The organism is Pseudosulfitobacter pseudonitzschiae (assembly GCF_900129395.1).
Lineage (GTDB): Bacteria > Pseudomonadota > Alphaproteobacteria > Rhodobacterales > Rhodobacteraceae > Pseudosulfitobacter > Pseudosulfitobacter pseudonitzschiae.
This window is the reverse complement of record NZ_FQVP01000005.1, coordinates 388,490-401,217: the sequence shown is the minus strand read 5'-3', so window position 1 is coordinate 401,217 and position 12,728 is coordinate 388,490. Positions and strand designations below refer to the sequence as shown.

The 12,728-nt window shown below is 62.4% G+C and carries 18 protein-coding genes and 1 tRNA gene; 14 read left to right on the top strand and 5 right to left on the bottom strand.

Features of this window, described 5'->3' with window-relative positions:
- Positions 1-296: 296 nt before the first annotated feature.
- Together BUC08_RS24645 and BUC08_RS16575 are read right to left on the bottom strand one after the other, a co-directional pair.
- On the bottom strand, positions 297-437 hold the full coding sequence (locus BUC08_RS24645) for a hypothetical protein (RefSeq protein WP_156024900.1): 141 nt from the start codon (positions 435-437) through the stop codon (positions 297-299).
- The gene (locus BUC08_RS16575) at positions 434-682 is read right to left on the bottom strand and encodes a hypothetical protein (RefSeq protein WP_224769674.1); all 249 of its coding nucleotides are present in this window, start codon (positions 680-682) and stop codon (positions 434-436) included. Before BUC08_RS16575 ends, BUC08_RS24645 begins: the two co-directional genes overlap by 4 nt.
- A 402-nt stretch (positions 683-1,084) precedes the next feature.
- On the opposite strand from BUC08_RS16575, the gene BUC08_RS16565 reads away from it, so the two are divergent.
- From BUC08_RS16565 to BUC08_RS16515, 10 genes are all read left to right on the top strand, one after another.
- Positions 1,085-1,714, top strand: a complete 630-nt coding sequence (locus tag BUC08_RS16565) for a LexA family transcriptional regulator (protein WP_037931174.1) — start codon at positions 1,085-1,087, stop codon at positions 1,712-1,714.
- 268 nt (positions 1,715-1,982) lie between these two features.
- A complete protein-coding gene (locus BUC08_RS16560) occupies positions 1,983-2,276 on the top strand; it encodes a hypothetical protein (protein WP_037931172.1) in 294 nt (97 codons plus the stop codon).
- Between the two features lie 73 nt (positions 2,277-2,349).
- Positions 2,350-2,565 carry a hypothetical protein gene (locus BUC08_RS16555; RefSeq protein WP_037931170.1) on the top strand — a complete coding sequence of 72 codons (216 nt, stop codon included), beginning with the start codon at positions 2,350-2,352 and terminating at the stop codon, positions 2,563-2,565.
- Entirely contained in the window at positions 2,562-2,843 is a 282-nt protein-coding gene (locus tag BUC08_RS16550; RefSeq protein ID WP_037931168.1) for a hypothetical protein, read from the top strand. Before BUC08_RS16555 ends, BUC08_RS16550 begins: the two co-directional genes overlap by 4 nt.
- The gene (locus BUC08_RS16545) at positions 2,840-4,684 is read left to right on the top strand and encodes a ParB/RepB/Spo0J family partition protein (protein WP_037931166.1); all 1,845 of its coding nucleotides are present in this window, start codon (positions 2,840-2,842) and stop codon (positions 4,682-4,684) included. The genes BUC08_RS16550 and BUC08_RS16545 overlap by 4 nt, the downstream gene beginning before the upstream one ends.
- A gap of 14 nt (positions 4,685-4,698) precedes the next feature.
- Complete coding sequence (locus BUC08_RS16540) at positions 4,699-4,956, top strand: hypothetical protein (protein WP_037931164.1); 258 nt, start codon at positions 4,699-4,701, stop codon at positions 4,954-4,956.
- Positions 4,953-5,567, top strand: coding sequence for an HNH endonuclease signature motif containing protein (locus BUC08_RS16535; RefSeq protein WP_037931162.1), 615 nt, complete (start codon positions 4,953-4,955; stop codon positions 5,565-5,567). The genes BUC08_RS16540 and BUC08_RS16535 overlap by 4 nt, the downstream gene beginning before the upstream one ends.
- 311 nt (positions 5,568-5,878) lie before the next feature.
- Positions 5,879-6,124, top strand: a complete 246-nt coding sequence (locus tag BUC08_RS16530; protein ID WP_143186765.1) for a hypothetical protein — start codon at positions 5,879-5,881, stop codon at positions 6,122-6,124.
- Positions 6,121-6,363 carry a hypothetical protein gene (locus BUC08_RS16525; protein ID WP_037931158.1) on the top strand — a complete coding sequence of 81 codons (243 nt, stop codon included), beginning with the start codon at positions 6,121-6,123 and terminating at the stop codon, positions 6,361-6,363. Before BUC08_RS16530 ends, BUC08_RS16525 begins: the two co-directional genes overlap by 4 nt.
- Before the next feature lie 185 nt (positions 6,364-6,548).
- The gene (locus BUC08_RS16515) at positions 6,549-7,646 is read left to right on the top strand and encodes a site-specific integrase (RefSeq protein WP_051694685.1); all 1,098 of its coding nucleotides are present in this window, start codon (positions 6,549-6,551) and stop codon (positions 7,644-7,646) included.
- Between the two features lie 88 nt (positions 7,647-7,734).
- On the opposite strand, the gene BUC08_RS16510 is transcribed toward BUC08_RS16515, so the two are convergent.
- Positions 7,735-7,818 (bottom strand) — tRNA-Leu (locus BUC08_RS16510).
- Positions 7,819-7,953: 135 nt separating this feature from the next.
- Here BUC08_RS16510 and BUC08_RS16505 point away from each other — a divergent pair.
- Both BUC08_RS16505 and BUC08_RS16500 read left to right on the top strand, forming a co-directional pair.
- Positions 7,954-8,532 (top strand): YqaA family protein, encoded by a 579-nt coding sequence (locus tag BUC08_RS16505; protein ID WP_037929496.1) that lies wholly within the window; start codon positions 7,954-7,956, stop codon positions 8,530-8,532.
- A complete protein-coding gene (locus tag BUC08_RS16500; RefSeq protein WP_037929454.1) occupies positions 8,529-8,987 on the top strand; it encodes a disulfide bond formation protein B in 459 nt (152 codons plus the stop codon). The genes BUC08_RS16505 and BUC08_RS16500 overlap by 4 nt, the downstream gene beginning before the upstream one ends.
- On the opposite strand, the gene BUC08_RS16495 is transcribed toward BUC08_RS16500, so the two are convergent.
- On the bottom strand, positions 8,984-9,409 hold the full coding sequence (locus tag BUC08_RS16495; RefSeq protein ID WP_037929451.1) for an Lrp/AsnC family transcriptional regulator: 426 nt from the start codon (positions 9,407-9,409) through the stop codon (positions 8,984-8,986). The two genes, BUC08_RS16500 and BUC08_RS16495, sit on opposite strands and share 4 nt — an antisense overlap.
- 108 nt (positions 9,410-9,517) lie before the next feature.
- Between BUC08_RS16495 and rocF the strand changes: the two genes are divergently transcribed.
- Complete coding sequence (gene rocF, locus BUC08_RS16490; RefSeq protein ID WP_037929448.1) at positions 9,518-10,441, top strand: arginase; 924 nt, start codon at positions 9,518-9,520, stop codon at positions 10,439-10,441.
- 10 nt (positions 10,442-10,451) lie between these two features.
- Entirely contained in the window at positions 10,452-11,498 is a 1,047-nt protein-coding gene (locus BUC08_RS16485) for an ornithine cyclodeaminase (protein WP_037929445.1), read from the top strand.
- A gap of 425 nt (positions 11,499-11,923) precedes the next feature.
- On the opposite strand, the gene BUC08_RS16480 is transcribed toward BUC08_RS16485, so the two are convergent.
- A complete protein-coding gene (locus BUC08_RS16480; protein ID WP_028957655.1) occupies positions 11,924-12,508 on the bottom strand; it encodes an HNH endonuclease in 585 nt (194 codons plus the stop codon).
- Between the last annotated feature and the right edge of the window lie 220 nt (positions 12,509-12,728).

The window sequence follows — 12,728 nt, the reverse complement described above, 5'->3', positions numbered from 1 at the left end:
TACCTTTGCAGAAGCCTTCCACAGCATTAGATTGAACAGGTAGGCGCACGTAGGCGAGCACGGGCGAACACGGGCGAACAGCTTAGGTACCATGAGCGAACCTGGGTGTGTCGGGACGGCGGCAACCCTCAAACCGCCGCCCCGACTTTGACCCGCTCGACGCCGCGCGCACATCCCCGTGCGAGACGCACAGCGGAACGGATCAAACTGTTGCGCACACCGGCCGCCACCGGTGTGCGCGGACCATCGACCCCGGGAGGAGGAAAGATCGACGGATGGGAAACCTTGCGAAGACATCATTTGCCGCCCCCCGGAGAACTTGCAGAAAGTTTTCTCAAACGGCGGACAGCTGAAGCTGCCCACCAATCACCAAGCGCACCAAGACGCACGGCGGCGCTGATTTCCTTGATGAGAATCCAGCGCAAAACACCGGTCATGCGCTGGCCTTCAGCGTGCTGGCCGCCTGCATTCCGTAGTGCTCATAAGCATAGCCCACGGCAAAACCGGAGGGTGCGTGGCTACCAGCCCACCACTTCTTGGCGGTGGACCCGTCGACACCAAACTCCATGGCTGCGTGCTCGGGGCTATCGAAATTGCTGCGGACAAAATCAGACCAGCGGGCCGCGAAGTGCTGGCGATAGGTCAGCACCTTCGCGCGGTGGGAAAACTTTCTTGGAGACATTCCTGAATTCCGATCACATGTTGCGTTCTGTGAAGAGGCAACATCTGAAACAGATTGAGGGGCGGAACGGGGTGTGCAGGCAGCGCGCCCCGTTTTGTTTGAACGAGAGACCGCGGCGCTCATGCTGCGTCCTCCGACGGGGGAATTTCCATGAACTTCTTCAGTCTTGCCGCCACTTCAAGAGTGCAGCTTTTCCCAGTTTTCAGCCGTCGGTACAGGCGACTATTGCCGACCGCCCGGCTAGTGACCGTCGCTGGCGCGATCTTGTTAATCGCGGCAAATTCTTCAATGTCTGATACAAGCTGCTCTCTGGTCATACCCGGTTATAGGGATAAAAGTCCCCTCCATGCAAGGGACAATCATCGCCTAGTGACAACGCCCGAGGTGGACTATTGTCCCCTTATGCCGACGACCTTTTCAGACGCACTCGCTAAGGCCCTGATCTATTCAGGAAAATCGCTTCGGCACATCGCCGAGAGCGCGGGCGTTTCTTATGAACAATTGAAAAAGGTTAAGCAGGGCAAAACTCAATCCACAAACGTGGATGATGCGCAGAAAGTCGCGTCAGCAATTGGCTTGACGCTAGACCAGTTTTTGAACGCTGACTTTTCACAAACGAACACGGTAAGCATAGCAGGGCAAGTCGGCGCAGGAGCAAAAGTTCCCGTCTTTGATGCCTATGAAAAAGGCGACGGGCCACAGGTTGAGTGCCCTCCCCAGCTCTCACCCAGCGGCATCGTCGCGGTTGAAGTTATCGGCGACAGCATGGAGCCGGTATTTTCATCGGGTGATCTGCTATTCTACACCCGCGACACAGCAGACGGGGTGCCGTCCGACGCTGTTGGCCACCGCTGCGTCTGTGAAGACATCGATGGCATGGGATGGGTCAAACAGGTGCGCGCGGGATCAGAACCTGGGCTCTTCAACCTGATCTCTTTGAATCCCGGCGCCCACAATCAGCACGACGTGAAGCTCAAATGGGCATCACGGGTTCGGTTACATTTGCCCGCGGATCTGGCCCGCCGACTGTGATCACCCGACATCAATCTAAACTCAGAGCTAGAAAGCTCTTGGCTTAGGCACCTCAAAAACGACTCCGCAAAGCTACCCCTCCCCAAAAAATCCACAACCACCAACCCGCCTGAGCGGCTGGCAATCCTTTGACGGCGGCCTCCAACGATCAGAATCTCAAACAGCCTCGCCGCCGAAATGGGGATATAAATCCCCCAAACGTATTGACAGGGACTTTTGTCCCCATGTAACACTTCCCTCCATACCGCCACTCGGCATGGAGAGAGCAATGTCAAATCAGCGCCCCACCCCCACCAACGACCACCACCGCCGCACGCTGCTGGCGCCGAGCAGCGGACGCGTGCCACACGCGACGGCCATCGTCGGCGCGTGGATCACGCTGAAGCAAGCCCGCGGCCAAACGGTCCATCTCGACCGCATTGGCGCGCCGCACCACCTGATCACCGCGCCCGTCTCGGTCTTGCAGATGGATCTGAACCGGCGCCTGCCGCGGATCTCTGCCCGCGTCCGCGAACTCAAACGTCTTGCCGCCAACACCCCTTCCGGCGGCGTCGGGGCATGAGCGGTCTTTTCGACATCCTGTTCAGGGCTGGCGCACAGCGCTGCACTCAAATCACTCCGGCGCGGGTGGCGGGATGAACGGCCTGCCCTCCGAGCTTCTGGCCGTTGGCGCGCTTGCGGTTGGTGCTTTCGTCAGCGGGTTCCTGGCCTACCAGCTGGTGGCGGACCTGTTGCGCTACACAGGCAGTCCCTATAAGTCCGGCCTTCCCTCCCTATCCACCCGCAAGCTTTGCGCGCTGGCCTTCATTGCCGCCGCGCTGCTGGCCACCGGATACGCGGCCCTGCCATGACCACTGCCACCACTCACGCGCCCGGCAGGGCCGACACGGGGTGGAAGCGCACCGGGCCAACCTCGGCCACCCTGACCCACGGTGCCGTCACAGCATCCATCCACAAGATCAAGGCCATGGGCACCGGTGACGCGCTGTTCGAGCTGCGCGTGGCCCCTTGGTTCGACGGTCAGCCCGCCCGCTACGTCTGCGCAAAGCCGGACCTCAAGGAGGTCATGGGCCTCGCCGAACACTTCGCACGCCGGATCACCCGCACACAGAAGGACATCCTCCAATGAACATCCAAGCCCCCATTGATGCCGTGCGGTGGATCCCGCTGGCGGAGCTGAAGATCAGCGCCTTGAACACCCGCGCAGCACCACCCGAGGCCGAGATCGACCAGCTGACCGACAGCCTGCGCGTCAGCGGCTTGCTCACCAACCTGATCGGCTTGCAGACCGACACCGGCGTCGAGATCGTCGCGGGGGGCCGCCGCCTGCGCGGGCTGAACAAGCTGACCGGCGATGATGTGATCGACCCGATCCCTGTCCTGGTCACCGACGATCCCGCCACCGCCCAAGCCTGGGCCGGTGCCGAGACCCACGCCCGTGTTGATCATCACCCGGCCGACGAGATCCGCGCCTACGCCGCCATGGCCAAGCTCGGCCGCACCCCCGAGGACATTGCCCGCGCTTTCGCCAAGCCCGTACGCCATGTGCGTGGGCGGCTGGCACTGGCCGCCCTGCCCGCCCCGGCCCTGATGGCCCTGCGCGAGAACAGGATCAGTCTCGACATGGCCAAGGCGCTGACCCAGTCGCTCGACGACACGGCACGGCTGGAGCGCGTGCTGAAGGCTGTTCTTGCGGGCGAACTTCGTGGGCACCAGATCATCCACGCCCTGCGCGATGGCCGGATCGAGGCGACCGACCGACGCGCCGTGTTCGTCGGTCTCGACACCTACCGTGGCGAGGGCGGGGCGCTGACCGAGAACCTCTTCGACGACGAGACCCTGCTGCACGACGGCGATCTGCTGGACAGGCTGTTCCGCCACAAGCTGGACCTGGCCGTCGAGGCCGAAGCGGCGCACAGCGGCTGGGCCTTTGTTCTGCCTGTCTATGAGGACGCCTACCTGGGCTACAGGCAGACCGATGGCTTTGAGCGCATCTACCGCGTGCCCGTCGAGCTGCCCGAGGCAGACCAGGACGAACGGGACCGGCTGGAAGAGCTGGAAGAAGACGGATCTCTGGACGAAGAGGGCTATTCCACGCTGCAGAGCCTGCGCGCCCGCGCCAAGGGTGACTATGAGCCGGAGGACATCGAGACCGCGGGCGTCTGGCTCTACGTCAACGACAAGGGCGAGCTGAAGGTCAGCGACGCCTTTCGCCCCAAGCCAGGCAAGTCCCCCACCGGCGCAGATGGCAACGGCATCGACAAGACCACGACCCGCCAGCCGCCCGTCGCACAGGCCGCGATCGAGGACCTGCACCGCATCCAGACGCTGGCCCTGCAAACCGCCCTGGTGGACAAGCCCGAGTTGCTGCTGGACCTGCTGGCCTACCAGGTCGAGGCGCAGCTGCCGACCTACGCCGCCTTGCTGGCCGTGACCCTGAGCGACCAATCCATCATCCCGGAAAAACATGACGCGGCCGACAGCGCGCTGATCCTCGACAAGCGGCTGACCGAGACCAGCAACGCCAGCGGCAAGCCCGCGCCCGCCGACATGGCCGCCGACTTCGCGGCCTTCCGGGCCAAGGGCAAGAAGCACCGCAACACGGTGCTGGCACAGCACCTGGCCCGCACCGTCCAGCGCCCGCAGCACAGCACCGCCCTGCTGGGGGCCATGCTGGCCGCGGATCTGTCGATCGACATCCGCAAGACGTGGACGCCCGATGCGCCGATCTACTTCAGCCGCTGCAGCCAGACGCACCTGGTCGACCACTTTGTCGCGCTGACTGGCCTCACCCGCGACGACGAGCGGGTGCAGGCTTTCGCGGCGCAGGGCAAGGGCCACAAGGTCAAGGACCTGCACGGCCTGCTGCATGACCTCTCCGTGCGCGAGGCCATGGGCCTCGGCCGCGCCGACACCGCGCGGATCGACAGCTGGCTGCCGCCGGAGATCGCCCCCGGCAACAGAGCTTAACCAGGAGAACCACCATGTCCAAAGTCAGCCTTGCCGACCTGAACGATCACCTGTTCGACCAGCTTGACCGCCTCGCGGATCAGAGCCTTTCCCCCGAACAGACCGATACCGAGATCCGGAAAGCGGCCGCCATGGTCGGCCTTGCCGACCGGATCAGCACCAATGCCGATTTGAGCCTCAAAGCCGCAAAGCTCTTTGCGGAGCACGGGCCCACAATCCTGCCCCACCTGCCCAAGATCGGCAACCAGGACAAAGCGCGGGGCGGGTCATGAAGGGCGTCAGGATCCGGTACACAGAGGCCGAGCTGGCCTTCATCAAGGCCCACCACAAGATGGCCCGCCGCGACCTGCATGCAAGGTTCGCCGCCTGGTCGCGGCGGACGGATGTGTCCGTCGAACACATCAAGCGGCTCTGCGCCCGCAAGGGGTGGCGCAACGGAAACACCGGTCTCTTTGAGGGGCAGACACCGCCCTTCAACGAGAACAGGGTCAAGAACTACTTCAAGAAAGGCCAACGCCCCCGGAACTGTCGCCCCGTCGGCTATGAGCGCGTGAACAGGAAGGGCTACGTGATCCTGGTCATCGATGCGCCGAACCCGCGAACGGGCGCGCCCACGCGTCCGGTTCTCAAGCACTGCTGGCTTTGGGAACAGGCCAACGGCCCGATCCCCGAAGGTCACGTTCTGAAGTGCCTGGATGGCGACAAGACTAACTGTGATCCCGCGAACTGGGCCCTGGTCCCCAAGGCCTGCATGCCCCGCCTGTCCGGTGGCCCCCATGGCAAAAGCTATGACCGCTTCGAGCCGGAGGTGCGTCCCACCCTTCTGGCCATTGCGCGGCTCGAGCACAGCGCACGGGAAGCAAGGAAGGGCCGGTCCCTATGAGCTGTTGTACCTTGAGTTGCCCCCCATGCAACGGCCGCTGCAATCAGGGCCGCGACTGCCCTGCCCGCCGCCACATACCCAAGTGCCCCTGCGGGCGCCCCGACTGCTTTGGCTGCGGCGCGATGTCTGAGCTGGCGTGCCGCTGCGGCGCCAGCGACTGCGATCTGTGCCGTGCCCGCACTGTGCCTTGGTGGATCGTCGCAGACAGGCCAAGCCACAAACGCATCGACTGGTGGTCACTGGGGGCCGTGTTTTTGTCCGGCGCCGGTGCGGGGTCGGCGCTTCATCAACTATTCTTCGGAGGTCGAGACATGACCATGCTCACCAGCGGGCTGCCCCGGATCAAAACCGAGTACCGCACAGAGACGCCCAAGGTGCGGTTCAGGATCACGGGCACCAAGCAATACCTGCACCTCTCCGGCGCGGGTGTGACCCATGGCACGCGGTACGCCTGGAGCGGGACGAAGGCCCAGGCGCGCGCCCTGCGCGATCGGGCTGCGATGGAAGGTCGGGACTGGCCGTTCAAGGCCGTCAAGCGGATCGAGGTGGAAGAATGAGCAACGCAAGAGAGCTTGAGGATTACCGGGTCCGGCCCGCGATCGTCATGGTCACAAGCCAAGGACATGAAGGCATTTCTTGGCGCGCCGAGCGGCGCATCAAGCTGCTTTGGCTGATCCCGATCTGGATCCCCGTTATGAATGCCGGTTGGCGGGATTGCCCGAGCGATGCATGGGACGACGCGACACGGGACTATGACCTGCGCAAGGCTCTGCGCGTAACCAAAGAAGGCAACTGACTTATGCCAGCCCCGAGAGCGACCAAAGCAGTAATCACCAATGCCATCGAGGCAGCGAAAGCATGCGGCATGCTCATAGCCGAGGTCATTGTCGACAAGGACGGATCGGTCAGAATCATTGCCGACAGCGGACAGAAGGTCATACCCTTACATCAGAACCGCGCCGAACCGCGCAGGTTTGGACAATGACGGACATCGATGTGAAGGTCAGATTTAAGGGTTACGTACCCGAAAAGCTCCCCTCGGGCGAAGTGCGCCACAGGGTGCGGGTCGAGGGCAATCCAAAGCGCCGCATCCGGATACCCGTGGGGCCTGAGCATCCCACATTCTCCGAACACTATTACGCAGCCCGTGCAGGCAGTACCGTCGATGCACCGACTGCCCTGCCGCCAGTTGCGCGCTACTCTGCAGACGAGCTGATCCAGGGCTATCTGACATGGATCGAGGGTCAGGTGTTGGCGAAGCTAATGTCGCCCCTCACGTTGAAACAGCGCAAGTCGCTGCTGACCCGGGCCATGGATGTGACTGACGATCAGGGCGATCGCATAGGATCCCTGCACGTCGATCTGCCACCAGAAGCTTTCGTGCTGATACGCGACAGCTGGGGCGGACGCACGGCGCAGGCAGACAACACGCTGAAGGGCCTCAGCGCCGCCTACAAATGGGGGATCGAGCGTCGGAGGGTGTCGGTTAATCCAGTCGCAGGTGTGCGCAAGGTGCACGTTTCCAAAGGTGGCGCAACGCCTTGGTCAGCTGAGGATCTGAAAGCCTTCCTGAAAACACACGGAAAGGGCACGACAGCACGCCGCTGGCTGTTTCTGGCGATGTTCACAGCCGGACGCATCAGCGACACCGTGAAGCACGGCAGGAAGCATGAAGTCACGCGCGACGGCCGTCTTTGGCTGGACTGGCAACCGCAGAAACGCGGATCTGCGTTCGTGTCTATCCCGATCGCACCGCAGCTGCTGGAAGAATTGCGGGCGCCAACCGTCGAAGGCGCAACCTACCTGCTCAGCCAGCATGGGCGCCCATACCGAACGCCGGAATCGTTACGTCGAATGATCCAGGCATGGACAGCACAGGCGGGACTAACCGGCCGTTCACAACACGGTGTCAGAAAGGCAATGGGCGAACTGCTGGCAGAAGCTGGATGCACACAGCATCAGATCATGTCTGTGATGGCACACACCAAGCCCGCGACGAGCGCGATCTACACTGAAAATGCAGATCGTCGCCGAATGGCGGCACTCGCAATGGACGGTATTCGACACGTCGTTTTCTGATCTGTTCGAGATCAAAGTGTCCCACGATATTATCCCGTGGGACAGAAAACGAAAAAAACTGAACAATATCAGCAGCACGTTGATGAGGTGGTACCCAAGGCCGGACTCGAACCGGCACGCCTCGCGGCGGGGGATTTTGAATCCCCTGCGTCTACCATTCCGCCACTTGGGCCTCACATGCGCCGTTTAGCCTGCTGGTTTGCGCACGTCCAGAGGCTTTTTGCAGCGAAGTCCTGTCGCGCACAGTCTTGACGGGCTTTGTCCCACATGGTCTGGCATGACAAAGCGCCGCAAAGAGGGCCATCGGGTGATACGCAATTTATATGACTGGGTTCTGCGCCTCGCGGACCATCCCAAGGCCTTGTGGTTTCTGGCCTTCATCGCTTTTATCGAAAGCTCCGTCTTTCCGATCCCCCCCGATGTCCTGATGATCCCGATGATCATCGCCCGCCCCTCGCGGGCTTGGTTGATCGCCGGCGTGGCCCTTGTGGCGTCGGTGCTGGGCGGGCTGTTGGGCTATGCCATCGGCGCGCAGGCGTTCGAGACATTGGGCCGCCCGATCCTGGCCATGCTGGGCAAGGCCGACGCGATGGCCGAGTTCAGCACGCGGTTCAACGACATGGGGTTCTGGGCGGTTCTGGGCGCGGGCATCACCCCCTTCCCGTTCAAGGTGATCACCATCATGTCCGGCTGGACCGGAATGCCGCTGGGCACCTTTGTCGCAACCTCCATCCTGGCGCGCGGGATACGGTTCTTTGTCGTCGCGGGCCTGCTCTGGAAGTTTGGCGCACCAATTCGTGATTTCATCGAGCGGCGTTTGGGCCTTGTCTTTACCCTTTGCCTGCTGCTTTTGATCGGCGGGTTCTTTGCCACGAGGTATCTATGACACAGCGCCACTGGATCGCGATTGCAACCTTTGGGTCCGCCGCCCTGATGCTGGGCGCATTGGGGTTTCAGTTCTTGGGCGGGTTTCACCCGTGCAAGCTGTGCTATTGGCAGCGCTATCCCCATGTTGTCGCCATTGTCATCGGTGCGATTGCGCTGTGGATGCCCAACCGCCTGCTGATCCTGCTGGGCGCGCTCAGTGCCGCAGTGACCGGCGGCTTTGGCGTCTATCACGCGGGCGTGGAATGGAAATGGTGGGAAGGTCCGACAACCTGCACCTCGGGCGACATCTCGGGGATGAGCACGGATGCGCTGTTCGACCAGATCATGAACGCCCCCCTGACCCGCTGCGACGATATCGTCTGGCAGTTGGCAGGCCTGTCGATGGCGGGCTGGAATGCGATCCTGTCCTTTGTGCTGGTCGGTTGCTGGCTGATGGCGCTGCGCCGCGCCTAGGACGATTTCCGCGTCGACAGCAGCAACGAGGTCTCCGAAGCGACCACCCCGTCCAGGCGGCGGATGTCGAACAACACCCTGTCAAAGCTTTCCAGCGTTTCCGTCCCGATCTCGACGATCACGTCCCAGCGTCCGTTGGTCGAATGGATGTGGCGCACGGCGCTGATGCCGTGAAGCTGGCGGATGATCCGTTCGGTGCCGCGTCCTTCGATTCCGATCATCATCAATCCGCGCACGGGATCGTGCAGCGCATCCTCTCGCAGGACCACAGAAAAGCCCAGGATATCGCCCCGCGCCTGCAGTTTTTCGATGCGTCCGCGCACGGTGGTGCGGGTCACGCCCAGGCTGGCCGCCAGATCCGACAGCGATGCGCGCGCATCGTGGCGCAGCGCCGCGATCAGCCGCCTGTCCATTTCGTCCATTTTAGCCTTCCGTTTTGATCAATCGCCACCCGATACGATCACTTTGGTCGCTTGCAGGCAACCCGTTTCGCACAATACCATTTGTTCCAACCAGATAGGAGAGCCGCCATGACCACTCAAAACTGCATTCTGATCGGTGCGCCGATGGACTGCGGCAAGCGCCGCACCGGTTGCCTGATGGGGCCTGATGCCTATCGCACCGCCGACCTGGCCGGTGCGCTGCAATCGCTGGGTCACAAGGTGCAGGACCGTGGTAATGTCACCCCTGCTCCGGTTGATCCGATCCCGCATGATCGGTTGCACAAGCTGGCTGAAACCATTGCCTGGACCAAAGCGCTGGCTGATGCCAGCGAGGCGGCGCTGCAGGACGGTTTCCCGATTTTCATGGGGGGCGATCATGCGCTTGCGCTTGGCACTGTGCTGGGCGCCACCCGCCATGCCGCCGCGCAGGACAAACCCCTGTTCGTGCTCTGGCTGGACGCGCACACCGATTACCATACCCCGCAGACCACCGACTCTGGCAACCTGCACGGCACACCGATGGGTTACCTCGCGGGCCGTGAGGGCTTTGACGGCTTTCCGGCGGTCGACCACCCCGTGCCGCACGCCAACATCTGTATGCTGGGCCTGCGCTCGGTCGATCCGGCGGAACGCGCGGCGCTGCAGGACACGGATGTGACCTATATCGACATGCGCGCCATCGATGAACACGGCATAGCGGGTCCGCTGAATGCCTTTCTCGACACGGTGCGTGCCGCGGACGGGATGCTGCATGTCTCGCTGGACGTGGATTTCCTGGACCCTTCCGTCGCCCCTGCCGTCGGCACCACGGTTCCGGGCGGTGCCACGGTGCGCGAGGCGCATCTGGTGATGGAAATGCTGCACGACAGCGGGCTGATGACCTCGCTCGACCTGGTCGAACTGAACCCCTTCTTGGACGAACGCGGCCGCACCGCACAGCTGATGGTGGAGCTGACCGCATCGGCGCTTGGCCGCCGCATCTTTGACCGCCCCACACGCGCCTTCAGTTAAGGAGACCGCCATGCTGACCCCCTCCGACAAGGCCCTTGTGCCCTTCGTATCCGTCGATCACATGATGCAGCTGATCCACCACATCGGGATCGAGGACGCGCTGAAGGGTCTGGCCGACTATATCGAAGCCGATTTTCGCCGCTGGGAGCTGTTCGACAAATCGCCCCGCGTGGCGTCGCATTCACCCGAGGGCGTAATCGAACTGATGCCGACCTCGGACGGCGAGGTCTACGGGTTCAAATACGTGAACGGCCACCCCAAGAACACCGCCGACGGATTGCAGACGGTCACCGCCTTTGGCCTGCTGGCGGATGTGGCGACGGGTTATCCTGTATTGCTGTCCGAGATGACCATGCTGACCGCCATGCGCACGGCGGCCACCTCGGCGCTGGTGGCGCGGGTGCTGGCGCCCAAGGGGGCCACGACAATGGCCATGATCGGCAACGGCGCGCAGTCCGAATTCCAGAGCATCGCGATGAAGGCAATTGTTGGCATTGACACGGTACGGCTCTATGACGTCGACACCAAAGCCACCGCGAAATGCGCCGCCAACTTGGCGAACAGCGGGCTGACCGTTGTGTCCTGCGACAGCGCACAGGAGGCCATTGAAGGCGCACAGATCCTGACCACCTGCACGGCGGACAAGCAATATGCGACGATCCTGACCGACAACATGGTCGGCGCCGGCGTGCACATCAACGCCATCGGCGGCGACTGTCCGGGCAAAACGGAGCTGGCCCCGGCCATCCTGACGCGGTCGGACATCTTTGTGGAATTCCCGGCCCAGACCCGGATCGAGGGCGAGATCCAGCAGCTTGCCCCCGACCACCCGGTCACCGAATTCTGGGAGGTTCTGAGCGGCGCCAAGCCGGGGCGCACGTCGCAATCGCAGATCACCCTGTTCGACAGCGTGGGCTTTGCCACCGAGGATTTCAGCGCCCTGCGCTACGTGCGCGACCAGATCGCGGGGACGGATTATTTCCATCCGCTGGATTTGCTCGCCGACCCCGATGATCCGCGCGACCTGTTCGGGATGCTGCAACGCGCGAAGGCATAGACTGGCTTATCTTGCAGGCAGACGTGGCGCGTGCGGTGGTTTTGAGGCCTTCAAAGACGGGCCATGATTGGACAACCGAACCTTCGTCAGATCGCGGCGAAGGTCCGGTTACCATTGGCTCGAACCGGTCCACACAGGGCAGCGCCTGACCGCGGGTGGGCGCAGCTACCTTCACTCATACCACTTCATTTACCCGCTTTGGCGTGGGTGTGATGAGGTGCAAGACGGTGAAGAAGCGCCCGCCCATGGGGCGGTCGGGCGCTGCCCGGCGGCACTGCGTGCCTTGTTCCGGGCTTTGGTGATTGGGGTTGGCGTTGAGAACGCCTTGCGGTCTATCGCATAACACCACTCAGGCACGACGTTCCGAAAATCGCGTCGAATTCGCAGGCCACCGCCCAACCCGTTCCAGCACCAGTTCCCGAGCCTTAAGCCTCCAGCTCTGCGTCCCAATACAAAAAGTCCATCCACGCCTCGTGCAGATGGTTGGGCGGGAACTTCCGGCCCATGTTGCGCAATTCCTCTGCGGCGGGCTGGCGCGGTGGTTTGCGCAGCGCCATGCCGGTACGATGCAGCGCCTTGGACCCTTTTTTCAGGTTGCACGGGCTGCAGGCCGCGACGACGTTCTGCCAGCTGGTCACGCCCCCGCTGGCACGTGGCACCACGTGGTCAAAGGTCAGATCGCCCCGCGCGCCACAGTACTGGCAACGGAATTCATCCCTTAAAAATAAATTAAAGCGCGTGAAGGCCACGCGCTTTTGAGGTTTGACATAATCTTTGAGGACGACAACGGACGGTATCCTGAACACCGTACTGGGGCTTCGGACCACTTCGTCGTATTCGGCGACGATGTCCACCCGATCCAGCCAGGCCGCCTTGACCGCTTCCTGCCAGGGCCACAGCGACAAAGGATAGTAACTGAGTGGCCTGTAATCCGCATTCAGCACCAGTGCCGGATGCTGTTTCAACGCGCCCGGAGCGCGTGTGAATTCCGTTCTGAAATCGCCGTCCATTTCGTGCAATCATCCTCGCCCGATTTGACACCCGCGCCGCCCCTGCGACATCGGGTCAGAGCATCTGCTCACGCCTGATGTCACTGACTATATCTCGTAGCAAGTTTCTGACAAGTCCGGTTTTTCCCACAAGATGTTCGATGCGCGCAAAGGGGCAAAATTTCACATCCCCGTTACAAAAACAGGCACCCCAAAGGGTGCCTGTGGCCGCATTTACAAC

What these genes read in the sequence shown, in the direction of transcription:
- BUC08_RS16530 (WP_143186765.1), top strand. Translation starts at nt 5,879, where the DNA reads ATGACCATGCTCACCAGCGGGCTGCCCCGGATCAAAACCGAGTACCGC.
- BUC08_RS16500 (WP_037929454.1), top strand. Translation starts at nt 8,529, where the DNA reads ATGACACAGCGCCACTGGATCGCGATTGCAACCTTTGGGTCCGCCGCC.
- BUC08_RS16560 (WP_037931172.1), top strand. Translation starts at nt 1,983, where the DNA reads ATGTCAAATCAGCGCCCCACCCCCACCAACGACCACCACCGCCGCACG.
- rocF (WP_037929448.1), top strand. Translation starts at nt 9,518, where the DNA reads ATGACCACTCAAAACTGCATTCTGATCGGTGCGCCGATGGACTGCGGC.
- BUC08_RS24645 (WP_156024900.1), bottom strand. Translation starts at nt 437, where the DNA reads ATGACCGGTGTTTTGCGCTGGATTCTCATCAAGGAAATCAGCGCCGCC.
- BUC08_RS16495 (WP_037929451.1), bottom strand. Translation starts at nt 9,409, where the DNA reads ATGGACGAAATGGACAGGCGGCTGATCGCGGCGCTGCGCCACGATGCG.
- BUC08_RS16485 (WP_037929445.1), top strand. Translation starts at nt 10,452, where the DNA reads ATGCTGACCCCCTCCGACAAGGCCCTTGTGCCCTTCGTATCCGTCGAT.
- BUC08_RS16535 (WP_037931162.1), top strand. Translation starts at nt 4,953, where the DNA reads ATGAAGGGCGTCAGGATCCGGTACACAGAGGCCGAGCTGGCCTTCATC.
- BUC08_RS16575 (WP_224769674.1), bottom strand. Translation starts at nt 682, where the DNA reads ATGTCTCCAAGAAAGTTTTCCCACCGCGCGAAGGTGCTGACCTATCGC.
- BUC08_RS16545 (WP_037931166.1), top strand. Translation starts at nt 2,840, where the DNA reads ATGAACATCCAAGCCCCCATTGATGCCGTGCGGTGGATCCCGCTGGCG.
- BUC08_RS16565 (WP_037931174.1), top strand. Translation starts at nt 1,085, where the DNA reads ATGCCGACGACCTTTTCAGACGCACTCGCTAAGGCCCTGATCTATTCA.
- BUC08_RS16555 (WP_037931170.1), top strand. Translation starts at nt 2,350, where the DNA reads ATGAACGGCCTGCCCTCCGAGCTTCTGGCCGTTGGCGCGCTTGCGGTT.
- BUC08_RS16540 (WP_037931164.1), top strand. Translation starts at nt 4,699, where the DNA reads ATGTCCAAAGTCAGCCTTGCCGACCTGAACGATCACCTGTTCGACCAG.
- BUC08_RS16515 (WP_051694685.1), top strand. Translation starts at nt 6,549, where the DNA reads ATGACGGACATCGATGTGAAGGTCAGATTTAAGGGTTACGTACCCGAA.
- BUC08_RS16550 (WP_037931168.1), top strand. Translation starts at nt 2,562, where the DNA reads ATGACCACTGCCACCACTCACGCGCCCGGCAGGGCCGACACGGGGTGG.
- BUC08_RS16480 (WP_028957655.1), bottom strand. Translation starts at nt 12,508, where the DNA reads ATGGACGGCGATTTCAGAACGGAATTCACACGCGCTCCGGGCGCGTTG.
- BUC08_RS16525 (WP_037931158.1), top strand. Translation starts at nt 6,121, where the DNA reads ATGAGCAACGCAAGAGAGCTTGAGGATTACCGGGTCCGGCCCGCGATC.